Source organism: Streptomyces sp. SYP-A7185, from assembly GCF_046103685.1.
Lineage (GTDB): Bacteria > Actinomycetota > Actinomycetes > Streptomycetales > Streptomycetaceae > Streptomyces.
The window spans coordinates 3,175,644-3,197,791 of the sequence record NZ_CP122310.1; the positions used below are offsets into that span (position 1 = coordinate 3,175,644).

At 71.0% G+C, this 22,148-nt stretch carries 18 protein-coding genes; 10 read left to right on the top strand and 8 right to left on the bottom strand.

The window, feature by feature from the left end; all coding sequences use genetic code 11:
• Positions 1-93: 93 nt before the first annotated feature.
• Complete coding sequence (locus QBL25_RS13975) at positions 94-1,455, bottom strand: glutamine synthetase family protein (protein WP_160504710.1); 1,362 nt, start codon at positions 1,453-1,455, stop codon at positions 94-96.
• A gap of 317 nt (positions 1,456-1,772) precedes the next feature.
• On the opposite strand from QBL25_RS13975, the gene QBL25_RS13980 reads away from it, so the two are divergent.
• Both QBL25_RS13980 and QBL25_RS13985 read left to right on the top strand, forming a co-directional pair.
• On the top strand, positions 1,773-2,435 hold the full coding sequence (locus QBL25_RS13980; protein WP_409057366.1) for a DUF3105 domain-containing protein: 663 nt from the start codon (positions 1,773-1,775) through the stop codon (positions 2,433-2,435).
• A complete protein-coding gene (locus QBL25_RS13985; RefSeq protein WP_409057367.1) occupies positions 2,432-3,055 on the top strand; it encodes a DUF305 domain-containing protein in 624 nt (207 codons plus the stop codon). The genes QBL25_RS13980 and QBL25_RS13985 overlap by 4 nt, the downstream gene beginning before the upstream one ends.
• Positions 3,056-3,418: 363 nt before the next feature.
• On the opposite strand, the gene QBL25_RS13990 is transcribed toward QBL25_RS13985, so the two are convergent.
• The gene (locus QBL25_RS13990; RefSeq protein WP_409062638.1) at positions 3,419-4,390 is read right to left on the bottom strand and encodes a hydroxyacid dehydrogenase; all 972 of its coding nucleotides are present in this window, start codon (positions 4,388-4,390) and stop codon (positions 3,419-3,421) included.
• Between the two features lie 440 nt (positions 4,391-4,830).
• On the opposite strand from QBL25_RS13990, the gene QBL25_RS13995 reads away from it, so the two are divergent.
• The 4 genes from QBL25_RS13995 to QBL25_RS14010 all read left to right on the top strand — a co-directional run bounded on the left by QBL25_RS13995 (position 4,831) and on the right by QBL25_RS14010 (position 9,587).
• Positions 4,831-5,685: an ABC transporter permease gene (locus QBL25_RS13995; RefSeq protein WP_383329639.1), complete on the top strand. Its 855-nt coding sequence runs from the start codon at positions 4,831-4,833 to the stop codon at positions 5,683-5,685.
• A gap of 149 nt (positions 5,686-5,834) precedes the next feature.
• Positions 5,835-6,698 (top strand): carbohydrate ABC transporter permease, encoded by an 864-nt coding sequence (locus QBL25_RS14000; RefSeq protein WP_409057368.1) that lies wholly within the window; start codon positions 5,835-5,837, stop codon positions 6,696-6,698.
• An 81-nt stretch (positions 6,699-6,779) separates the two neighbouring features.
• Positions 6,780-8,417, top strand: coding sequence for a sugar ABC transporter substrate-binding protein (locus tag QBL25_RS14005; RefSeq protein ID WP_409057369.1), 1,638 nt, complete (start codon positions 6,780-6,782; stop codon positions 8,415-8,417).
• 108 nt (positions 8,418-8,525) lie between these two features.
• Entirely contained in the window at positions 8,526-9,587 is a 1,062-nt protein-coding gene (locus QBL25_RS14010; protein WP_409057370.1) for a LacI family DNA-binding transcriptional regulator, read from the top strand.
• Between the two features lie 342 nt (positions 9,588-9,929).
• Here QBL25_RS14010 and QBL25_RS14015 read toward each other — a convergent pair whose 3' ends face one another.
• Both QBL25_RS14015 and QBL25_RS14020 read right to left on the bottom strand, forming a co-directional pair.
• Complete coding sequence (locus QBL25_RS14015; protein WP_409057371.1) at positions 9,930-10,751, bottom strand: alpha/beta fold hydrolase; 822 nt, start codon at positions 10,749-10,751, stop codon at positions 9,930-9,932.
• Positions 10,748-11,431, bottom strand: coding sequence for a DUF998 domain-containing protein (locus tag QBL25_RS14020; protein WP_409062639.1), 684 nt, complete (start codon positions 11,429-11,431; stop codon positions 10,748-10,750). The genes QBL25_RS14015 and QBL25_RS14020 overlap by 4 nt, the downstream gene beginning before the upstream one ends.
• 152 nt (positions 11,432-11,583) lie before the next feature.
• On the opposite strand from QBL25_RS14020, the gene QBL25_RS14025 reads away from it, so the two are divergent.
• The 3 genes from QBL25_RS14025 to QBL25_RS14035 all read left to right on the top strand — a co-directional run bounded on the left by QBL25_RS14025 (position 11,584) and on the right by QBL25_RS14035 (position 15,915).
• Positions 11,584-12,192, top strand: coding sequence for a hypothetical protein (locus QBL25_RS14025; protein ID WP_409057372.1), 609 nt, complete (start codon positions 11,584-11,586; stop codon positions 12,190-12,192).
• A 134-nt stretch (positions 12,193-12,326) separates the two neighbouring features.
• Positions 12,327-14,072 (top strand): multicopper oxidase family protein, encoded by a 1,746-nt coding sequence (locus QBL25_RS14030; RefSeq protein ID WP_409057373.1) that lies wholly within the window; start codon positions 12,327-12,329, stop codon positions 14,070-14,072.
• Positions 14,073-14,160: 88 nt separating this feature from the next.
• Positions 14,161-15,915: an NAD+ synthase gene (locus QBL25_RS14035; protein ID WP_409057374.1), complete on the top strand. Its 1,755-nt coding sequence runs from the start codon at positions 14,161-14,163 to the stop codon at positions 15,913-15,915.
• A 109-nt stretch (positions 15,916-16,024) separates the two neighbouring features.
• Here the strand turns inward: QBL25_RS14035 and QBL25_RS14040 are convergent, their stop codons facing one another.
• The 4 genes from QBL25_RS14040 to QBL25_RS14055 all read right to left on the bottom strand — a co-directional run bounded on the left by QBL25_RS14040 (position 16,025) and on the right by QBL25_RS14055 (position 20,978).
• Positions 16,025-17,239, bottom strand: coding sequence for an MFS transporter (locus QBL25_RS14040; RefSeq protein WP_409057375.1), 1,215 nt, complete (start codon positions 17,237-17,239; stop codon positions 16,025-16,027).
• A 239-nt stretch (positions 17,240-17,478) separates the two neighbouring features.
• On the bottom strand, positions 17,479-18,501 hold the full coding sequence (locus QBL25_RS14045; RefSeq protein WP_409057376.1) for an endonuclease/exonuclease/phosphatase family protein: 1,023 nt from the start codon (positions 18,499-18,501) through the stop codon (positions 17,479-17,481).
• Between the two features lie 173 nt (positions 18,502-18,674).
• Positions 18,675-19,274, bottom strand: coding sequence for a TetR/AcrR family transcriptional regulator (locus tag QBL25_RS14050; RefSeq protein WP_409057377.1), 600 nt, complete (start codon positions 19,272-19,274; stop codon positions 18,675-18,677).
• A gap of 111 nt (positions 19,275-19,385) precedes the next feature.
• Positions 19,386-20,978 carry an MFS transporter gene (locus QBL25_RS14055; RefSeq protein ID WP_409057378.1) on the bottom strand — a complete coding sequence of 531 codons (1,593 nt, stop codon included), beginning with the start codon at positions 20,976-20,978 and terminating at the stop codon, positions 19,386-19,388.
• A gap of 156 nt (positions 20,979-21,134) precedes the next feature.
• Between QBL25_RS14055 and panB the strand changes: the two genes are divergently transcribed.
• Complete coding sequence (panB, locus tag QBL25_RS14060; RefSeq protein WP_409057379.1) at positions 21,135-22,025, top strand: 3-methyl-2-oxobutanoate hydroxymethyltransferase; 891 nt, start codon at positions 21,135-21,137, stop codon at positions 22,023-22,025.
• Positions 22,026-22,148 lie beyond the last annotated feature (123 nt).

Below are 22,148 nucleotides of genomic sequence, written 5' to 3' on the forward strand. Positions count from 1 at the left end.
GTTTCATCCGTGCAGATCATCACGGACCCCGTCCGGCTCCGCGCGAATACCCGAGCAATACCCCAGCCCCAGGGGATTCCCTTACGGATACCCCTACAGCACCGGAAGGTTCTTGCGGAGCTCGAAGGCGGTGACCTCGCTCCGGTATTCCTCCCACTCCTGCTTCTTGTTGCGCAGGAAGAAGTCGTACACGTGCTCGCCGAGGGTCTCCGCGACCAGTTCCGAGCGTTCCATCAGGGCGATCGCCTCGCCCAGGTTCTGCGGGAGCGGCTCGATGCCCATCGCGCGGCGTTCGGCGTCGCTCAGGGCCCAGACGTCGTCGTCGGCGCCGGGCGGGAGTTCGTAGCCCTCCTCGATGCCCTTGAGGCCGGCGGCCAGCAGGACCGCGTACGTCAGGTACGGGTTCGCGCCCGAGTCGATCGAGCGGACCTCGACCCGTGCCGAGCCGGTCTTGCCGGGCTTGTACATCGGGACGCGGATGAGCGCCGAGCGGTTGTTGTGGCCCCAGCAGATGTACGAGGGCGCTTCGCCGCCCGCGCCCGCCGTGCGCTCGGAGCCGCCCCAGATGCGCTTGTAGGAGTTCACCCACTGGTTGGTGACCGCGGAGATCTCGGCGGCGTGCTTGAGGAGGCCCGCGATGAAGGAGCGGCCCACCTTGGAGAGCTGGTACTCGGAGCCCGACTCGTAGAAGGCGTTGCGGTCGCCCTCGAAGAGGGAGAGGTGCGTGTGCATGCCCGAACCCGGGTGCTCGGAGAAGGGCTTCGGCATGAAGGTCGCGTTGACCCCCTGCTCCAGCGCGACCTGCTTCATGACCAGACGGAACGTCATGATGTTGTCGGCCGTGGAGAGCGCGTCCGCGTACCGGAGGTCGATCTCCTGCTGGCCGGGGGCGCCCTCGTGGTGGCTGAACTCCACCGAGATGCCCATGGATTCCAGCATCGTGATGGCCTGGCGGCGGAAGTCCATGCCCACGTTCTGCGGGGTGTGGTCGAAATAGCCGGAGTTGTCGGCGGGGGTGGGCCGCGAGCCGTCCAGCGGCTTGTCCTTCAGGAGGAAGAACTCGATCTCGGGGTGGGTGTAGAAGGTGAACCCGAGGTCGGAGGTCTTCGCCAGCGCGCGCTTCAGGACATAACGCGGGTCGGCGAAGGACGGGGAGCCGTCGGGCATGAGGATGTCGCAGAACATGCGGGCGGTGCCGGGGGCCTCCGCACGCCAGGGCAGCACCTGGAACGTCGACGGGTCCGGCTTGGCGATCATGTCCGACTCGTACACCCGGGCGAATCCTTCGATGGCCGAGCCGTCGAAGCCGATGCCCTCGTCGAAAGCCTGCTCCAGCTCGGCGGGAGCCACCGCGACCGATTTCAGGAAACCGAGGACATCCGTGAACCACAGGCGAACGAACCGGATGTCGCGCTCCTCGAGTGTCCGGAGCACGAATTCCTGCTGCTTGTCCATCTTCCACTTCCACCCATCATTGCTGGTCAGGCCGCCTGCGTCCGTGCTCTGTTCGAGCCGTGTCGGCGCTGTGTTCGCGCTGGAGGACACATCGGGGCACATGAGCATCCCACCACACCGTTTCCGGCGCGTTGCGGGTCATGTGCCGCCCTGTGCCCATAGTGCCTGCTGATCGGCGCGGCCGTAACAGCGGGCGGCCCGGACTGCCCCTACAGACCGCCGGGCCCGCCCATTACGATCAGCGAACCGCTCCACCCTGTTCCGTCACGCGCGTCCCGCCCTTTCCGTCGTATCGCCGCATCGCCGAAGGACACATCATGGGTTCCGCCAAGAACACGAGCAACGCATCCCGCAAGGCCCGGATAGAGCAGATGCGCCGTGAGGAGCGCGCCCGCGACCGGCGCGGGCGCATCATCACGATCACCCTGAGCGCGGTGGTGGTCGCCGGGCTCGTCGTGGGCGGTGTCGTCCTCTTCCAGAAGGCCGACGACTCCGACACGGCGGCGGACGGGAAGTCCGCGCCGACGTTCAAGACGACCGCGGACGGCGAGAAGGTCTGGGACGCGAAGAAGCTGGGCCGTACGCACGTCACCAAGGACGTCACGTACGCGATGACCCCGCCGGTGGGCGGCGACCACGACCAGGCCTGGATGAACTGCAACGGCGACGTCTACAAGGACGAGCTTCCCGAGCGCAACGCCGTGCACTCCCTGGAGCACGGCGCCGTCTGGGTGACGTACAACGACAAGGCGAAGCCAGCGGACCTGAAGAAGCTGGAGGCGAAGGTGAAGCAGACGCCGTACTCGCTGATGAGCCCGGTCAAGGACCAGAAGGACCCGATCATGCTGTCGGCCTGGGCCCACCAGCGCACGGTGACCGGCGCCTCCGACCCGAAGGTCGACTCCTTCTTCTCCACCTACGTCCAGGGCAAGCAGACCCCTGAGCCGGGGGCCGCGTGCACGGGTGGCAAGGCCCAGTGAGGCGGCGCACCTGCTGGATCGTGGGGGCCGTCGCGGCGGTGGCCGTGGCGGGCGGCGGAATCACGGTCGCCGTCGCCTCCGGGGACGGCTCCTCCGGCACGTCCTCGCCCGCCACGGACTCGGCGGACGCGGGGTTCGCGCGGGACATGGCCACGCATCACCAGCAGGCCGTGGAGATGTCGTACATCGTGCGTGACCGCACGAAGGACGAGGAGATCCGCCGCCTCGCGTACGACATCGCCCAGACCCAGGCGAACCAACGGGGCATGCTGCTTGGCTGGCTCGACCTGTGGGAGCTGCCGAAGGTGCCCGAGCAGGCTCCGATGGAGTGGATGGGGATGGGGGACATGCCGCCGGGCGAGGACGGCGCCCTGATGCCCGGCATGGCGACGAACACGGAACTCAAGGCCCTGGGCAGGCTGAACGGCCGGGCGGCCGAGGTCCGCTACCTCCAGCTGATGACGAAGCACCACAAGGGCGGCGTCCACATGGCCGAGGGCTGCGTGGACCGCTGCGAGGTGGGCGCGGAGGTACGGCTCGCGAGGGGGATGGTGGAGTCCCAGGAGTCAGAGATCAAACTGATGGCGGACATGCTGGCTGCACGGGGGGCCAAGCCCTGAGGGGTTCCCGCGGGGCCACCATCCTGTCCGGTGGAGCCGCCGGCCCGCCCCGTGGAAACAACGGCCCGTCCGGTGGGGGTTATCAGCCCGTCCGCCGGTGGGGGTTATCAGCCCGTCCGGCGCCGGGGGCTATCAGCCCGTCCGGCGTTTGAGGACGAACTCGGCGGAGCCGGTGATGAGCGGTACGCGGAGCTGCCGGGGGCGGGATCGCCTCCAGGGGCCCGGAGCTGCCGGGAGCGGGGTTCGCCTCCAGGGGCCCGGCGCTGCCGGGGGCGGGATCCGCTCCCAGGGGCTCGGCGCCCCCGGGAGCGGGGCGGGGCGGGGCGGGGCCCGGCTTCGGGGCCGGGGCCTGCCCCGGGTGGGCTAGGCCAGCCGGGGCAGGTCCGCCCGGTGGAGCCGCCCCCGCAGAGGCGCCCCCGCCAGAACCCGCTCCACCTCCCCCACCGCGAACTCCCCCAGCCGTCGCACCTCACTCCCCTGCGCCCCCGCCACATGCGGGGTGACCAGCACGTTCGGCAGCACGAGCAGCGGATGCCCGGCCGGCAGCGGCTCCGGATCCGTCACGTCCAGGAACGCGTCCAGGCGCCCCGCCCCGCACTCCCGGGCAAGCGCCTCCGTGTCGACCAGTGAGCCGCGCGCCGTGTTGATCACGGTGCCCCCGTCGGGGATCAGCCCGAGCATCTCCGCGCTCATCATGCCCCGCGTCTCGGGGAGTTGGGGCGCGTGGACGCTGACGATCGAACTGCGGCGGCACAGTTCCGGCAGGTCGACCAGCTCAACCCCGAGCCCCGCGGCCTCCTCCCCCGTCACGTACGGGTCGGTGAGCAGTACGCGCCAGCCCGCGTCGGACGCGCGCAGCCCGGCGATGACCCCGCGGCCGATGCGGGAGGCGCCGATGATGCCGATGGTGCGGGCGTCGGCGCCCGTCCGCTCGGTGAACGGCGGCCACCCGGCGGCATACCCCGCCGCGGCCGACAGCGCGCCCTTTGCCGCGAAGGTGATCGCGGAGAGCGTGTAGGCCACGACGGGGGCCGCGTTGGCGTCGGCCGCCGACGAGACCACCACGCCCCGGTCCCACAGCGCGTCCGTCACCACGGGTTTCACCGACCCGGCGGCATGCACGAGGACGCGGAGCCGCGGGGCGTGGGCCAGGACCTCCGCCGTGAGGGGCGGGCAGTTCCAGCCGGTGACCAGGATCTCCGTACCGGCGAGAGCCGCCCGCGCCTCGGCGCCGGTGAGCGGTCCGGCGAGCAGCTCGGGCACCAACTCCACGCTGCGGGCGAGCCGTTCGCGGAGGGCGGGGGCGAACACCCGTTCCGCGACCTCCTCGCTCATGGCGAGCGCGGCGACCGGCCGATTCCCCGGCCGACGACCGGCCGGCTCACCACTCAGCGCCGACGGACCGACCGGCCCCCCGCTCAGCAGCCCGCTCGGCGCACCGCCGGGTGCCCCCTTCAACTCTGCCTGGTCTGCCACGCGTGACCATCCCTCGTAGTAACCGGTTACCCCACAGCGCCTGGAGGCTAGGCCGAAGTCAGGACAGCGGTCAAGAGATCGCGAGGCCAAGGGGGTTGACCGGCGGTAGTAACCGCTTTAGATTCCGGTCACCTTGTTCCGACGACGGAGGGGCTGCCGTGCCAGCGGTGACGAAGGACCGGACGGAATCCGAGGCGGTGAAGCCGCCCGGCGAGCGCAGTAATCGGCCAAATGGCAACAAACTCAAGCGTGATGAGCGAGGGAAACGGTTTCGCTCCTCGCGAGTCCTGCTGCTGCTCATGGCCCCGGGAGTCGCGTACTTCCTGGTGTTCCACTACGGCGCGTTCATCGGGAACGCCGTCGCCTTCAAGGAGTACGTCCCCTTCGACGGCCTCTGGGCCAGCCCCTGGGTCGGCTTCGAGAACTTCGACCGGATGTTCGGCGACCCGGACTTCTGGCACGCGACCTGGAACACGCTCTTCCTCGCCGTGCTCCAGCTGGTCTTCTTCTTCCCGGTCCCGCTCGGTCTCGCCCTGCTCCTGCACAGCCTGACCTCGGACCTGACGCGGCGCTTCGTGCAGTCGGTGGTCTACCTGCCGCACTTCCTGTCGTGGGTCATCGTCGTCGCCCTGTTCCAGCAGGTGCTCGCCGACACCGGCCTGCTCAACTCCGTGCTCGGCCAGGCGGGTCTGCACTCCGTCGACATCATCGGCAACCCGGACGCGTACCCGGCGCTCGTCGTCGCGCAGGTCGTCTGGAAGGACGCCGGCTGGGGCACGATCATCTTCCTCGCCGCGCTGATGCAGGTGGACGAGCAGCAGTACGAGGCCGCCGCCATCGACGGGGCGGGCCCCTGGCGGCGCTTCTGGCACGTGACGCTGCCCTCGATCCGGCCGGTCGTCATCCTGCTCCTGATCATGCGGCTCGGCGACATCCTCTCCGTCGGCTTCGAGCAGATGCTGCTGCAACGGCAGTCGGTGGGCCCCGAGGCCGGTGAGGTGCTCGACACCTTCGTCTTCTGGCAGGGCATCGTCGGCGGCGACACCGGATACGCCGCGGCGGCGGGCCTGTTCAAGGGCGTGGTCGGCGCGATTCTCGTCTTCGCGGCCAACAAGGTCGCCCATCGCCTCGGCGAGCAGGGGGTCTACAAGTGAGCACGAAAACCACCGCGACACGCTCCGGGCAGCCGTCGCGGCCGGCCCGCGCAGAAGGCCCCGAGCGCCCAGGAAGCCCCGGACGCACGAGGCGCCCCACGAATTCCAAGCGAGCGACTGGCCCCACACGCCCCGCACGCCCCTCCTGGATGGAGAAGCCGAAGCCGGTCACCCAGGTGGCCAAGGCCCTGGCGATCGTCACCATCCTGGCCATGGTCTTCGTGCCGTTCCTGGTCATCGTCTCGACGTCGTTCGCCTCCAACCGCGAGGTCATCGACAACGGCGGCTGGGTCCTGTGGCCGACGCACCCGACCCTGCGCGCCTACGAGCAGGTCTTCGCGGGCGGCATCGTCACCAAGGCGCTCGGCGTGAGCGCCGCCGTCACGATCATCGGCACGCTGGCCTCGCTGGCGTGCACCACGTTCCTGGCGTACGCGCTGAGCCGCCCCAAGGTCTACGGCGGCAAGCCGATCCTCCTGGTCATCCTGTTCACGTTCCTCTTCCCGCCCGGCATGATCCCCGCGTTCCTCCTCGTCAAGGGGATGGGAATGCTGGAGAGCTACAGCGCCCTGATCGTCCCCGTCCTCATCAACGTCTTCAATCTGGTCGTCCTGCGCGGCTTCTTCCAGGGCGTGCCCGAGGAGTTGTACGAGGCGGCGCGGCTCGACGGCGCGAACGACTGGCAGATCCTGTGGCGGGTCGTGCTGCCGCTCTCGAAGGCGGCCCTCGCGGTGGTCGGCCTCTTCTACGCGGTGAGCTACTGGAACGCCTGGTTCCATGCCTCGATCTACCTGGAGTCCGACCACTGGCCGCTCCAGCAGGTGCTCCGTACGTACGTCATGGGCGGCTCGCAGATCGCCGACACCGGCCTGAGCGACGCGGCGAACGTCTCGGCCCCGCAGACGATGCAGATGGCCGTCCTGGTGATCGCCACCGTGCCGATCCTGATCGTCTACCCCTTCCTCCAGAAGTACTTCACCAAGGGCGTGCTCACGGGCGCCATCAAGAGCTGAGCCGCCCCCTTCCGCCCCGATCTCCCATCTCTTCCCTATCTTCTGTATGCCCGAAAGGTTGACACTGTGTCCGGTTCCTCGATGTCGCGCCGTACGCTGCTGCGCTCCATAGCCGTCGGTGGGGCCGCGGTCGCGGCTCCCTCCCTGCTCACCGCCTGCTCCACGGACGGGAGCGGCGGCGGTTCGGTCAGCAACGCCAACAAGAAGGCGGCCCCCTGGCCGACGTACACGCCCGCCAAGGGCCCGAAGCCCGACCTCGCGCCCAGCGCCGAAGGCGTGCAGCCCGGCTTCACGAAGTACCCGGAGAAGCTGGTCGCCGCGACGGCCGAGAAGCCGGGCACCGGCAAGCAGAAGATCAAGGTCATGACCATCACCTACGGCACCCCGCCGAAGCCGGTCGGATCGAACAAGTACTGGCAGGCGATGAACGAGGCCCTCGGTGTCGAGGTCGAGTTCTCGGTCGTGCCGGACGCGGACTTCCGCTCCAAGATGTCCACGCTGATGTCGGGCGACGACCTGCCCGACATGATCAACTTCGGCGGCGGTTACGTCCTGCCGCGCGAGGCGCAGTTCGTGAAGTCGCGGTGCGCCGACCTGTCCGAGCACCTGTCCGGCGACGCGGTGAACGACTACCCGAACCTCGCCAACATCCCCACGTACGCGTGGGAGGGCATGGGCCGCGTCGCCGGCCGCATCTACGGCCTGCCGGTCGAGCGCGCCAAGGTGCAGGGCGCGATGTTCATCAACCGGGACGCCTTCGACAAGGCGGGCTACAAGCCGGGCATGTCCGCGGCCGGCTTCCGGACGATGACCCAGGACGCGTCGCGCAACAAGAAGTCCGCGCTCGGCGCCTCGTCGGTCGGCTACTTCGGGTACCTCTACCACGCGATGTGGCACGGGGCGCCGAACCAGTGGCAGATCAAGAACGGCAAGGTCACCGACATGTACGGGACCGACGAGTTCAAGGCCGCGCTGGAGTACATGGCGTCGTTGCGCAAGGCGGGTTCGTACAACTCCGACGCCACCTCGATCTCGCAGGTCGACCTCAAGACGCAGTTCTACAACGGCACGGTCCGCTCCATGACGGACGGCTGGGGCGCGGTCATCTCCAACGCGCAGGGCATCAAGGACGAGTTCACGCTCGACGCGGCCGTGCCGTACGTGGTGGACGGGGCGACGCCCGTCTACCAGCAGAACCGCGGCTGTTTCGGCTACACCGTCATCAAGAAGGCCTCCAAGGACCGCGTCAAGCTGATGCTGCGGGTCCTGGACTGGCTGGCGTCGCCGTTCGGCTCCAAGGAGTACGAGCTGATGCACTCGGGCGTCGAGGGCACGCACTTCGAGTACGACAAGAACGGCGACCCGATCGCCAACTCCCTCGGCCTGGTGGAGAACCGCACGAACCTCCCCTTCGCCTACCTGATGGACGCTCCGCAGCCGCTGTACTTCCCCGGCTACCCCGACCTGACCAAGCGCCTGCACACCTGGGAGAAGGCGGTCGTGCCGAACCTGGCCCGGGACGATCACTGGGGCCTGATGTCGGACACGTACAACCGGCAGGGCGCCTCCATGCAGCAGGTCATCGAGGACGGGGTCACGGCGATCGTGTCCGGCCGCAGGAATCTGTCCGACTGGGACGCGGTGTACAAGAAGTGGCAGACGCAGGGCGGCGAGAAGGCACGCGAGGAGTTCGCGAAGGAGTACGAAGCCGCGCACTGATCCGGCGGGGGCGCGGGATGATGGTCCGGGGCGGGCTGCCGTGGAGCGCGGGTCGGGCTGCCACGTGGGGCAACGCCGCCCCGGATGCTGCTACTTGAGGGAGACACAGTGGGTGAGCGGGTCACCATCCGCGATGTGGCGGCGCGGGCGGGCGTCTCGGTCGCGACCGTCTCGCGCGTTCTCGCGGGCAACTACCCGACGTCGACGGCGTCGCGGGCAAAGGTGCTGCGGGCCGTCAAGGATCTCGACTACGTGGCCAACGCGCATGCGCGCGCGCTGGCGGGAGCGGGCCGCAAGACGATCGCGGTCCTCACCTTCGACGTGGTGAGCTCCTTCTTCGCCCATGTCGCACAGGGCGTGGAGATGGAGGCCGCCCAGCGGGACCGGCTCACCCTGGTCGCGTCGACGGGCAGCGATCCGGCCCGTGAGCTGGCGCTGGTGCAGATGATGCGCGAGCAGGCCGCCGAGGCGGTGGTCCTGGTGGGCGGGGTCGTCGAGGACGACGAGTACCGCGAGCGGATGGCGCGGTACGCGGAGGCGCTGGCGGCGGCGGGCTCCCGGCTGGTCCTGTGCGGTCGTCCGGCGCCGGCGCCGGACGTGCCCGCGCTGGTCGTCGAGTACGACAACGAGGCGGGCGCGTACGCGATCACGAGCCACCTGCTGGGGGCGGGGCACCGCAAGATCGCCCTGATCGGCTACCAACCGGGCCACACCACGGGCGACGACCGCGTCGCGGGCTATCTGCGCGCGCTGGCCGACCACGGGGTGCCGCGCGAGGAGGCGATCCTGCACGGCATCGGGTTCGGACAGAACCACGGGTACGAGGCGATCATGGACCTCCTCAAGAAGGCGGACGGCAAGCCGGACTTCACGGCGGTGTTCGCGGGCGACGACAGGGTGGCGGCGGCCACGATGGTCGCGCTGCGGGAGTACGGGTTGCGGGTCCCCGAGGACATCTCGGTGGTCGGCTACAACGACGACCCCGTGGCGGCGGACGTCACCCCCGGGCTGACGACGGTGCACATCCCCGCGGAGGAGATGGGCCGCACGGCGGTACGGCTCGCCCTGGCAGGCTCGGCGGGGGCTCGGGCAAGCCAGGAGCGGCACCTCCTGGGCACGCACATCGTGATCCGGGAGAGCGTACGGGGGCTCCGGGGGAGCCGGGGGTAGGGGCGGCCCTTATGCCACTGGGGGCCGCGGTGGCGCGGCGGGCCCGCCTCTGGCTCGGATTGCCCCGCGCCGGGCCCTGGCCGGACCAGCTCTTCCCGCTGCCCGATTGCCCCGCATCGGATCCTGGCCGAACAAGCCTTTCCCACCCACCCGCCCGATTGCCCCGCACCGGATCCCGGCCGAACAAGCCTTTCCCACCCACCCGCCCGATTGCCCCGCATCAGGCCCTGGCCGAACAAGCTCTTCCCGCCCACCCGCCCGATTGCCCCGCGTCGAGTCCTGGGGGAATACCGCGGGGTGATCGGGTGGGTGGGTGGGGAAGATCGCCGCGCAGCGGCGGAGTTACGGGGGCCGTTGGCCTGGGGTGAGGGTTGCTTGTGCCAGTAGGTGGGGGGCGTCATGCATGGTCAGGTGGCCGGAGGGGATTGCCGCGAGGAACGTTGCGCCGAGCGCTGTCGCGAGGTTTCGCTGCCGGGTGATCCAGCTCGCCGAACCCCCCGCGTACGCACCGACCACCGTCACGGGAAGCCCGCCCCGGAGGGGGGACGCCCGCCGCAGGCCGGCCAGTTCGACCGCCAGGTCGCCGTACGTCACGTACTCCAGCAGCGCCCCCCGCCACACCCGACTCACCCCGTAGACCCTCCGCACCGCATCCCCCGAAGCCGAGCCACCCCGCACCACCGCCCTCCGCACCGCGGGCCCCACCGCCCGCGGCACCCCCACCCCACCGAGCACCGCCCCGCACACCCGCGCACCCCCCACCCGCACCCCGCGAGGAACCCGCACCCGCGGCCGCTCCTCGACGCTGGAGTCGACCAGGACCAGGCCCGCCGTCCGCGCCGGGAACAGGCGGGCGAACGCCTCGCAGTGGAAGCCCGCGAGGGAGTGTCCGACCACGGTGGCGGGACCGGAGAGGCCCAGCGCGTCCAGGAGCAGGGCGATCCGCTCGGCCTCGCCCGCGAGCGTGGGCGCCACGCGCGCGGGCCCGCTCAGCCCCGCCCCCGGCCGGTCGAAGCGGACGACGGTCCGCGTCGGGGCGAGGCGCTCCACCACCGCGTCCCAGTCGAACCACGCGAGCCCGAGCCCCGCGCTCAGCACGCACACCGGCCCCTCCCCCGTCACCCGTACGTGGTGCGGCACTCCCCCGATCCGTACGAAACTCACCCGCGCCGCACCACCGCCCGCGCCAGGTACCCCAGCCAGAGGGCGATCAGCAGGACCTGGAGCCGCTGCCCCAGACCCAGCGCCCACGTGCCGTACCCCGCGTCGAAGGCGGCGATGGACGCCAGGGTCCAGACGGTGGCGGCCAGTTCGAGGAGCACGAGGAAGATCCCGGTGGGTTTCACGAGGGAGGGCAGGAGCCCGTGCCGCCGGGCCGCGAACGTCAGGGCGACCAGGCCCACCAGCGCCCCCGTCATCGCGACCCCGCTGCTCACCACGTGCGCCGCGTGCGTCGCGGGCAGCAGCTCAGCCCGCTCCCTGGCCGCGCAGGCCGCGTCGGCAGTCGGCGCGCAGCTCATCGCAAGCCGGGAGTCCACCGCGGTGGCCGCCCCGAACAGGGCGAGCCCCGCCCAGCCCACGACCGTGCTCCACCGGCGCGGCAGCCACAACAGCGCGCCCACCGCGCCCGCGAGGACCAGCAGCCCCGCGATCAGGTCGGTCGTACGGAAGAGCGTGCCGAACGGCTGATCCCGGGCGGCGAGCTCGCTCACGTACGAACTCAGCGGCGAGAGGCCCGTGCCGAGGAAGGCTTCGAGAAGCCAGGCGCTGTAGGCGACGGCACCGAGCGTCAGGAGGGCCGAGACGGCGCCGGCACGGGTGGCGTGGCGCTCGGTCGGTGTGATCGGCACGGCGGGACGGACCGCGGTGCTAGTCGGCGGCGGCGACATGCGCGGCCCTTTGTGCCCTTTTGCCCATAATCATCATGCGCTCATGATCAGCGGAGTACCGGGGGGCCGCATGTGCTGGAATACCCGCCGGGGGTAAGGTTCCGCCCATGGCGGCCACGAGGAGATCGGCGAACGGCAGGCAGCTCCTGCTGCTCGCCGCGCTGCTCTTCGGCATCGTGACGATGCATACGCTGGGCCATCCGACGGGTCATCAGACGGGTTCGACGGCTTCGACGAGTTCGACGAGTTCGACGAGTTCGACGGGCCAAGCGTCCTCGGTCGGCTCAGCGACGGCCCACTCGGCGAGCACTACGGCGGGGTATCCGACCGGCTCCACGGCGGATCACTGGGCGAGCGTCACGGCAGGCCACTCGGCCGACTCCACGACGGGCCCCCCGTCGAATCCCCCGCACCCCATGAGCGCGGACGCCCCGCCCCTGTCGGCACCCCTGGCGCCTCTGGCGCGCCTGGCAGCCGAAGCCACCGTGGCCACCCCCGCCCCCGGGATGGACGACATGGGTGGCATGGACCCCCTGTCCGTCTGTCTGGCGGTCCTCTCCGCGCTCACCCTCGTCCTGCTCCTGAAAGCGGGCCTGCTGCGGCCCGGCGGCTCCGCCGTCCCCATGCGTCCGCTGACCCGGCTGCTCGACGGACTGCGGCCCAATCCACCGCCGCCCCGCATACTCCTGACCCGCCTCTCGGTGCTGCGCCTTTAGGCCGACGCACCGGCTGCTTCGCGCTGCCCGCGTACCGGCAGGTCCCGAGCGGGAACCTCCGGGCGTCGAGCGGTGTACCAGAAGCAGCAGATGCGTCCCTCTGCACGCACCACCACGACGAGGTGTACTCAGCCATGCGCGCTCAACCCCTGCGCACTCCATCCCTGCGCACCCCCACGCGTCGCGCTCCCTCGCGCCGCGCCCTGCTCGGCGCCGCGACGGCCGTCGCCGCCGGTTCGGGAATCCTGACGGCCTGCTCCGGATCGGGCTCCGGATCCGGCTCCGGCCACACCGGCGGCCATGGCGGCCACGGCGGCGGATCCTCCGAGCCCGAGGGCTATGTCGACCCGCGCGGCAAGGAAGTCGCCGAAGCCGAGAAGAAGCGGGCCGGCGGCGGCTCGGTCCGTGAGGTGAAGCTCATGGCCATGACCGCCAAGCTCGACCTCGGCGGCCGCACGGTCAGGTCCTGGGCGTACGGCGACCGGCTCCCCGGCCAGGAGGTCCGCGTCACCGCGGGCGACACCCTCGCCCTGACCCTCGCCAACCACCTCCCCCAGGCCACCTCCCTGCACTGGCACGGCCTGGCCCTGCGCAACGACATGGACGGCGTCCCCGGCCTCACCCAGCAGAGCATCAAGCCGGGCGCCGACTTCACCTACCGCTTCGCGGTGCCGCACCCGGGGACGTACTGGTTCCACCCCCACTCGGGCACCCAGCAGGACCGCGGTCTGTACGCACCACTGATCGTCGAGGACCCCAAGGAGCCTCTGCGGTACGACAAGGAGTGGGTCGTCGTCCTGGACGACTGGGTCGACGGAGTGGACGGCTCGACGCCGGACGCCGTGCTCGCGGAGCTGGGCAAGGGCATGGGCGGCCACGGCATGAATGACCACGGCATGAGCGGCCGCGACATGAGCGACCACGGCATGAGCGGCCATGACATGGGTGCCCACGACATGAGCGGCGACGGCACCTCCACCGGCACCCCGTCCCCCTCCGACCCATCCCCCTCCGACCCGTCCCCCTCCGACCCGTCCCCCTCCGGCCCGTCCCGCATGATGATGGGTGCCAAGAGCGACCTGCTGGGCGGCGACGCGGGTGACGTCGCCTACCCGCATTACTTGATCAACGGTCGTACGCCGGACGCCCCCTCCTCCTTCAAGGCCCGCCCCGGCGACCGCATCCGCCTGCGCATCATCAACGCGGGCGGCGACACGGCCTTCCGGGTGGCGCTCGGCGGCCACGAGATGACCGTGACGCACACGGACGGCTTCCCGGTGGAGCACGCGAAGACGGACGCGCTCCTGCTCGGCATGGGCGAGCGCTATGACGTCCTGGTGACCGCCAAGGACGGCGCGTTTCCGCTGACCGCGGCGGCCGAGGGCAAGAAGGCGGCGGCGCTCGCGGTCCTGCGCACGGGCGGTGGCGCGGCCCCCTCCCCCTCGGCCCGCCCCAAGGAGCTGAAGGGCCGCCTCCTGACGGCGGACAAGCTGCGGGCGGCCCCGTCGGTCGCTCTGCCGTCCCGCGCGCCGGACCGCACGATCAGGATCCGGCTGACCGGCGGGATGGCGAAGTACGACTGGGCGTTCGACAAGAAGCCCTACTCCCCCGACCGGCGCCACCCGGTCCGCGCGGGCGAGCGAGTCCGTCTGGTCTTCGCCAACTCGACGACGATGTGGCACCCCCTCCATCTGCACGGCCACACCTTCGCCCTGGCGAACGTGGCGGGCGGCCCCCGCAAGGACACCGCGGTCATCCTGCCGAACGGCACGCTCACGGTGGACTTCGACGCCGACAACCCGGGCCTGTGGATGATCCACTGCCACAACGTGTACCACTCGGAGGCAGGCATGATGACGGTCCTCGGCTACCGCCGCTGACCGACGCCCCGTGGGGCGCCTTCCGCTGGGGGGCGCCCCACACCTGTCCGGCAGGACATCGCGTCGCTCTGACGATTAGACTGCCCGCGTGCCTCAACTACGCCTCGCCCTGAATCAGATCGACTCGACGGTCGGCGATCTCGCCGGGAACGCCGAGGCGATCGTCCGCTGGACCCGGCACTCCGCCGAGCAGGGAGCGCACCTCGCCGCGTTCCCCGAAATGGCGCTGACCGGCTACCCCGTGGAGGACCTCGCCCTGCGCTCGTCCTTCGTCGACGCCTCACGGGCGGCGCTGCGCGCGCTGGCCACGCGGCTGCACGACGAGGGCCTGGGCGAACTGCCGGTCGTCGTCGGCTATCTCGACCGCTCCGAGGAGGCCAAGCCGATCTTCGGCCAGCCGCCGGGAGCGCCGCGCAACGCGGGGGCCGTGCTGCACCGCGGCGAGGTCGTCCTGAAGTACTCCAAGCACCACCTGCCGAACTACGGCGTGTTCGACGAGTTCCGGTACTTCGTGCCGGGCGAGACCCTGCCGGTCGTGCGGGTGCGCGGTGTCGACGTCGCGCTCGCCATCTGCGAGGACCTCTGGCAGGACGGCGGCCGCGTCCCCGCGACCCGCACGGCGGGGGCGGGCCTCCTGCTCTCCGTCAACGCGTCGCCGTACGAGCGGAACAAGGACGACCAGCGGCTCGACCTGGTGCGCAAGCGCGCCCAGGAAGCCGGCTGCACCACCGCCTACCTCGCGATGATCGGCGGCCAGGACGAGCTGGTCTTCGACGGTGACTCGATCGTCGTGGACCGGGACGGCGACGTCATCGCGCGCGCCCCGCAGTTCTCCGAGGGCTGCATGGTCCTCGACCTCGATCTGCCGGCCGCCGCCGTGGAGCCGCCCTCGGGCGTCGTGGACGACGGGCTGCGCATCGAGCACGTCACCGTCTCCGCCGAGCCCCTGGCCGCGTACGAGCCCGAGCTGACCGGCGGATACGCCGAGCGGCTGGACGACGACGAGGAGGTGTACTCGGCCCTGGTCGTCGGGCTGCGCGCGTACGCCGCGAAGAACGGATTCAGCAGCGTCCTGATCGGGCTCTCCGGGGGCATCGACTCCGCCCTCACCGCCGCGATCGCCTGCGACGCGCTCGGCGCGCGGAACGTGTACGGCGTGGCGATGCCCTCGCGTTACTCCTCGGACCACTCCATCAGCGACGCCGAGGAGCTGGCCCGGCGTACGGGGCTGAACTTCCGTACCGTGCCGATCGCCCCGATGTTCGACGCGTACATGGGGTCGCTCGGTCTGACCGGGCTGGCCGAGGAGAACCTCCAGTCGCGGCTGCGCGGCACGATGCTGATGGCGATCTCCAACCAGGAGGGCCACATCGTCCTCGCGCCGGGCAACAAGTCCGAGCTGGCGGTGGGGTATTCGACGCTCTACGGCGACTCGGTGGGGGCGTACGGGCCGATCAAGGACGTCTACAAGTCGGTGATCTTCCGGCTCGCCGAGTGGCGCAACCGCGCGGCGCTCGACCGCGGCCAGACGCCGCCGATCCCGGAGAACTCCATCAGCAAGCCGCCGAGCGCGGAGCTGCGCCCCGACCAGGTGGACACGGACTCGCTGCCGGACTATCCGGTGCTCGACGCGATCCTGGAGATGTACGTCGACCGGGACCAGGGCGCGGACACGATCGTGGCCGCCGGATACGACCGGGAGCTGGTGGTGAAGACGCTGCGGATGGTCGACACGGCCGAGTACAAGCGGCGGCAGTACCCGCCGGGCACGAAGATCTCCGCGAAGGGGTTCGGCAAGGACCGGCGGCTGCCGATCACGAACCGCTGGCGGGAGTCCGTCTGACCCCCTGGGTCCATCAGACCCATGAGTCCGACTGACCCCGGGCAGGCCGGGAGCGTCCCGGCCCGCCCGGGGTCACACGGCGGTTCGGTCCCGGCCCGCCCGACGCGATTCACCCGGCGTGGGACGACTCCCGCACCGGCTCCCCCGAGGCCACGAGCCGCTCGCTGCCGACCGAGGGCGACCGCAGGTCCACCAGGTACGCGACCCCGGCCACTCCGAGGCCGAGCACCGCGAGCCCGGCGCCCACCACGGCCGGTGACGTCACGCCGAAGCCCGCGGCGAGCGCGAGGCCGCCGACCCACGCGCCGCCCGCGTTGGCGAGGTTGAACGCGGCCTGGTTGGCGGAGGAGGCCAGGGACGGGGCCGCCGACGCCTTCTCCATGACCATCAGCTGAAGCGGCGAGCCCGTCGTGAACGCGGCCATGCCGAGCAGCGTCACCGCGAGGGCCGCGCTCCACGCCGCCCCCATCAGGACCGGGAACAGGGCGAGGACCACGACGAGGGCCGTGAGCCCGCCGAAGAGCGTGCCCCGCAGGGAGTGGTCGGCGAGCCGGCCGCCGAGCAGGTTGCCCGCGGTCGCGCCGACGCCGAACAGGGCGAGCAGCAGCGTGACGCTGGACTCGGAGTAGCCCGCCGCGTCGGTGAGCATCGGCGTCACGTAGCTGTACGCGGAGAACAGTGCCCCGAAGCCCGCCACGGTCGTGCCGAGCGCGAGCCACACCGGAACGCTGCCGAGCGCCCGCAGCTCCCCGCGCAGGCCGCCGCTCTCGCCGTGGCCGTGGTCGGCGGGGACGAGGAGCGCCAGCGCGGCGATCGCCGCGAGGCCGATCGCGCTGACCGCGAGGAAGGTCGCGCGCCAGCCGAGCTGCTGGCCCATCGCCGTGGCGACGGGCACGCCCACGATGTTGGCGACGGTCAGGCCGAGGAACATGAGCGAGACGGAGCGCGCCTTGCGCTCGGGGGCCACCAGGCCGGTGGCGACGACCGCGCCGACGCCGAAGAACGCGCCGTGCGGCAGGCCGCTCAGGAAGCGGGCGGCGAGCAGCCAGTGGTAGTCGGGGGCGGCAGCCGACAGGGCGTTGCCCGCGACGAAGAGCACCATCAGGCCGATGAGGACCCGGCGGCGCGGCATGCGCGCGGTGACGGCGGCCAGCAGCGGGGCGCCGATGACGACACCGAGGGCGTACGCCGAGACCAGGTGTCCCGCGGTGGGGATGGATATGTCCAGGTCGTCCGCGACGTTGGGCAGCAGGCCCATCATCACGAACTCGGTCGTGCCGATGCCGAAGGCGCCCACGGCTAGGGCGAGCAGGGCCAGGGGCATGAAGAACCTTCCGGGGGAGCGCATGAGGGGGTGGTGTTCCGTAAGTTTACGTACGGAACAAAGTGTCTCAGGCTCTGTATTCCGCGGAGGGTGCCCTGAGGTGAAGAACGGATGTGGTGTGCGCCAAGAAACGGCGGCCGCGCCGGCGTCGACACCGGCACCCGCACCCGCACCCGCACCAGCACGAGCACCAGCACCAGCACCGGTGGGACCACGGTGGCCCCACCGGCGCGGACGCGCTACAGCTCGACCCGTGCCGCGATCGGCAGGTGGTCGCTGCCCGTCTCCGGGAGGGTCCACGACGACAGCGGCTCGACGCCCTTCACCATGATCTGGTCGATGCGCGCCATCGGGAACGACGCGGGCCAGCTGAAGCCGAAGCCGTCGCCCGCCGCGCCCTGCGTGGACCGCATCTGCGAGGTGACCGCGTTCAGGGCCCGGTCGTTCATGGTGCCGTTCAGGTCGCCGAGCAGCACGACCTTGGAGATCGGCTCGTCGGCGATCGCCTCGCCCAGCGCGTCCGCGCTCGCGTCACGCTGGTTGGCCGTGAAGCCCGCGTCCAGCTTGACCCGTACCGACGGCAGGTGGGCGACGTAGACGGCGACCTCGCCCTTGGGGCTGGCGACCGTCGTGCGCATCGCGCGCGTCCAGCCCAGCTTGATGTCGACGGGCTTGGTGCCGCTCAGGGGGTACTTGCTCCACAGGCCGACCGTGCCCTGGACGGAGTGGTACTTGTACGTCCCGGCGAGGGCCTTCTCGTACGTCGGGACGGCGTCCGCCGTGAGCTCCTCCAGGGCCACGACGTCGGCACCGGAGGCGGCGACGTCCCGTGCGGTGCCCGAGGGGTCGGCGTTGTCCGCGTTCACGTTGTGCGTGGCGACCGTCAGGTCGCCGCCCGTGCCGGACTTGTCGCTGATCAGGCCGCCGAAGGAGCTGACCCAGATGACCGAGGGCAGCAGCACGGCGATCAGCGCGGTGGCCGACTTGCGCACGAAGCCGACGACGAGGAGCACCGGGATCAGGAGGCCGAGCCAAGGCAGGAACGTCTCGATGAGGCTGCCGAGGTTGCCGACGCCGTTCGGGATCTGTGCGTGGAAGAGCATCACCAGGGCGAGCAGCACCGCGATCCCGGCGGTGACGAGCCCGCGCCGCCAGATGCCCCGGTCGCCCCGCCATCCGTCGGCCAGGCGCCGGAACCGAGACCCTTGGCGGCCGGGTTCCGAACCTCCGCTGCCCGTCTCCGTCACATACGCCTGCGCCATACGCTCGTCGCCTCACTGGTGCCGTGCAACCGTCCTCGCCCCTGAAACCCTAGGCGATGATCGGGTGTCCTCCCCGCCGTTCGTGACGGCCGTACGGGACGAGGACGAGCGGGGCGGCGCGGCGGGTTCCGCATCCGTGCGCACAACGGGCCGCTGTGACGAAACGCGCACATTCACCCCGTGGGCCGCAAACCCGCCAGCACGGTGTCCACGATGTGCTCGGCGAGCCCCTCGTCCAGCGGGTCGTCGGAGCGCAGCACGGTGCGGACGAGCATCGGGCCGACGAAGAGGTCGTTGGCCAGGGCGATGTCGACGTCGGCGCGCAGTTCGCCGTTCTCCATGCCGCGGCGCAGCACCCCGCGCATGACGTGGCGCTGGGGTTCGATGACGGTCGCGTGGTACGCCTCCCACAGCTTGGGGAGGCTTTTCATCTGCGCGAACACGTTGTGCAGGAGCGCGGAGGAGCGCATGTTCACGCCGCGTCTGCGCAGATGTTCGAGGAGGACGATGATGTCGCCGCGCATCGACTCCCCGGCGAGCTCGGGCGGCGGGTCGTCGATGCCGCGCAGGATGTCGACGAAGAGCTCCTCCTTGCCGCTCCAGCGACGGTAGATGGTGGCCTTGCCGACACCTGCCGTACGGGCGATCCGCTCGATCGAGAGGTCGGCCAGGGGCACGCCCTCCTCGATCAGCTTCAGGACGCCCTCGACGATCGACCGCTCCACGGCCTCGCTGCGGGGGCGCCCCCGGACGCCTTTGGCGATGTGGCCCACGTCATCTCCGTCTCTCGTCGTCCGACGCTCTGCCCGGCGATTCTCCCTGCTCCGGCGCGGGCGTCCGGCGGCGCCCGCCCACAGCGCGGGTCCGGGTCCGCCGGGCGCGGGTCAGTGCCCGGCGCCCACCGGGTCGGCCTCCGGCTCCTGGGCCCGCGGTTCCTGCGGTGTGCGGCCCGGCAGGAACAGGGCGACGACCACGACGCCGAGCAGGGCGACGCCCGCGCCGCAGAGGGCCGTGACGTGCATCGCGTGCAGGAAGGAGTCGTGGGCCGCGGTCACCAGGGGCTCGCCGCGCGGGCCGAGCTTGGCGGCGACGCCGAGGGTGGCCTCGATGGACTCGCCCGCGGTGTGCCGCACGTCGGCGGGCAGCAGGGTCAGCTTGTCCTCGACGCCGCTGCGGTAGGCCGCGGAGAGCACCGAGCCGAGCACCGCGATGCCCAGGGCGCCGCCGACCTGCCGGAAGGTGTTGCTCAGGGCGGAGGCGGAGCCGGCCTTCTCGCGGGGCAGCGCCTGCATGATGACGACGCTGGCCGGAGTCATGATGTGCGCCATGCCGGTGCCCATCAGGAAGAACATGACCTCCAGGATCCAGATGGGCGTGTCGGCCTCCAGGATCGTGAACGCGGCGAGCATCGCGGCCAGGAGCAGCAGTCCGCCCCCGCAGACGGCCCGTACGCCGAAGCGGTCGACGACCAGGCGGGCGCGCGGCGCGAAGATGAGCTGGGCCGCGGCGAGCGGCAGCATCAGGAGACCGGTCTGGAGCGGCGAGTAGCCGCGGACGCTCTGCGTGTAGAAGACCGCGAAGAACGTGACGCCCATCAGCGCGAAGAAGACGAGCGCGAGGGAGCTGATCGCCGCCGAGAAGACGCGATTCTTGAAGTACGCGATGTCGATGGAGGGATGGTCGCTGCGCTTCTCGTGGAACACGAAGCCGACGAGGACGGCGATGCCCAGGGCGATGGTCCCGAGGACGGCGGGGTCGGTGAAGTCGGCGAGCTGGCCGCCCTTGATGATGCCGTAGACGAGCAGGACGAGGCCGACGACGGACAGGCCGACGCCCGCCAGGTCGATCCGGCCCGGCTTCGGGTCACGGGACTCGGGCACGAGCCAGATCATCAGGCCGATGGCGACGATCACGATCGGCACGTTCACCAGGAAGACCGAGCCCCACCAGAAGTGGTCGAGGAGCACGCCGCCGGTGATGGGTCCGATCGCGATGGCGAGGCCGACGCCGCCGGCCCAGATGCCGATGGCCTTGGGCTGCTCGTCGCGCTCGAAGACGTTCATCAGGACGGCGAGGGTGGCGGGCATCACGAAGGCGGCGCCGAGGCCCATCACCGCGCGGAACAGGATGAGTTGCACGGGCGAGCCGGATTCGGCGGCGAGCGCGGAGCCGACGCCGAAGACGGCCAGGCCCACCAGCAGCATCCGCTTGCGGCCGAGCCGGTCGCCGAGCAGGCCCGCGGTGAACAGGAGTCCGGCGAAGACCAGGGTGTAGGAGTTGATGGCCCACTCCAGGTCGCCCTGGGTGGCGCCCAGGCCCGTGGGCTCCGGGGTCGAGATCGTCTTGATGGCGACGTTCAGGATCGAGTTGTCGAGCACCACGATCAGCAGGCTCAGCATCAGGACGCCGAGGATCGCCCACCGGCGCCGGTGTACGGCTTCCGGTATGCGTGGGGTGGTGACGGCGGGAGTAGTCATGGCTCCCAGCCTAGGCCCATTTCGATACGAGACCGTCTCGTATTGTAAAGACTTTACCGAAGGGTCCACTAGCCGACGGGCGGCACGCGATGCCACCATGGAGGTGATCCGGGGACGCCGTCAGGGCGCCTCGAGATGAGAGAAGGAGCCGTTGCGATGACGCAACTTTCGGCTGCCCAGAACCAGCCTGCGGGTCCCGCCGCGAGCCGGCCCGCCGACAGCAGCAAGGCGCTGTACGGCGGCAAGAGCACTCGCCGCATCACCGTCCGGGACATCACCGCCGCCAAGGAGCGGGGCGAGAAGTGGCCCATGCTCACCGCGTACGACGCGATGACCGCCTCCGTGTTCGACGAGGCCGGCATCCCCGTGATGCTGGTCGGCGACTCGGCGGGCAACTGCCACCTCGGGTACGAGACGACCGTCCCCGTCACCCTCGACGAGATGACCATGCTGTCGGCCGCCGTCGTACGGGGCACGTCGCGTGCCCTGATCGTCGGTGACCTGCCCTTCGGGTCGTACCAGGAAGGCCCGGTCCAGGCCCTTCGCTCGGCGACGCGCCTGGTGAAGGAGGCCGGGGTCGGCGCGGTGAAGCTGGAGGGCGGCGAGCGCTCGCTCCCCCAGACCGAGCTGATCGTCTCCTCCGGCATCCCCGTCATGTCCCACCTCGGGCTCACGCCGCAGTCCGTGAACACCATGGGCTACCGCGTCCAGGGGCGCGGCGACGAGGCGGCCCACCGCCTCCTGAGCGACGCGAAGGCCGCACAGGACGCGGGCGCGTTCGCGGTGGTCCTCGAACTGGTGCCCGCGGAGCTGGCGGCCGAGGTCACCCGCTCCCTGCACATTCCGACGGTCGGGATCGGCGCGGGCGCGGCCTGCGACGCGCAGGTCCTGGTCTGGACGGACATGCTGGGCCTCACCGGCGGCAAGATGCCGCGCTTCGTGAAGCAGTACGCGGATCTGCGGGGCGTGATGAGCGGCGCGGCCAAGGCGTTCGCGCAGGACGTGGTGGGCGGGACGTTCCCGGCCGCCGAGCACTCGGTCCACTGATCGTCTGACCCGGCCGGACGGCTCCCGTCCCGACCCCCGATTCCACCACGGCACCACCGGCAGCCCGTCGACTTCCCCCATCGGCGGGCTGTCCGCTTTCCCGGCCGCGGACCGCGGCCGGGG

Coding starts and splice junctions, on each gene's coding strand:
- QBL25_RS13975 (WP_160504710.1), bottom strand. CDS start 1,455: ATGGACAAGCAGCAGGAATTCGTGCTCCGGACACTCGAGGAGCGCGAC.
- QBL25_RS13980 (WP_409057366.1), top strand. CDS start 1,773: ATGGGTTCCGCCAAGAACACGAGCAACGCATCCCGCAAGGCCCGGATA.
- QBL25_RS13990 (WP_409062638.1), bottom strand. CDS start 4,390: ATGAGCGAGGAGGTCGCGGAACGGGTGTTCGCCCCCGCCCTCCGCGAA.
- QBL25_RS13995 (WP_383329639.1), top strand. CDS start 4,831: ATGGCCCCGGGAGTCGCGTACTTCCTGGTGTTCCACTACGGCGCGTTC.
- QBL25_RS14000 (WP_409057368.1), top strand. CDS start 5,835: ATGGAGAAGCCGAAGCCGGTCACCCAGGTGGCCAAGGCCCTGGCGATC.
- QBL25_RS14005 (WP_409057369.1), top strand. CDS start 6,780: ATGTCGCGCCGTACGCTGCTGCGCTCCATAGCCGTCGGTGGGGCCGCG.
- QBL25_RS14025 (WP_409057372.1), top strand. CDS start 11,584: ATGGCGGCCACGAGGAGATCGGCGAACGGCAGGCAGCTCCTGCTGCTC.
- QBL25_RS14030 (WP_409057373.1), top strand. CDS start 12,327: ATGCGCGCTCAACCCCTGCGCACTCCATCCCTGCGCACCCCCACGCGT.
- QBL25_RS14040 (WP_409057375.1), bottom strand. CDS start 17,239: ATGCCCCTGGCCCTGCTCGCCCTAGCCGTGGGCGCCTTCGGCATCGGC.
- QBL25_RS14045 (WP_409057376.1), bottom strand. CDS start 18,501: ATGGCGCAGGCGTATGTGACGGAGACGGGCAGCGGAGGTTCGGAACCC.
- QBL25_RS14055 (WP_409057378.1), bottom strand. CDS start 20,978: ATGACTACTCCCGCCGTCACCACCCCACGCATACCGGAAGCCGTACAC.
- panB (WP_409057379.1), top strand. CDS start 21,135: ATGACGCAACTTTCGGCTGCCCAGAACCAGCCTGCGGGTCCCGCCGCG.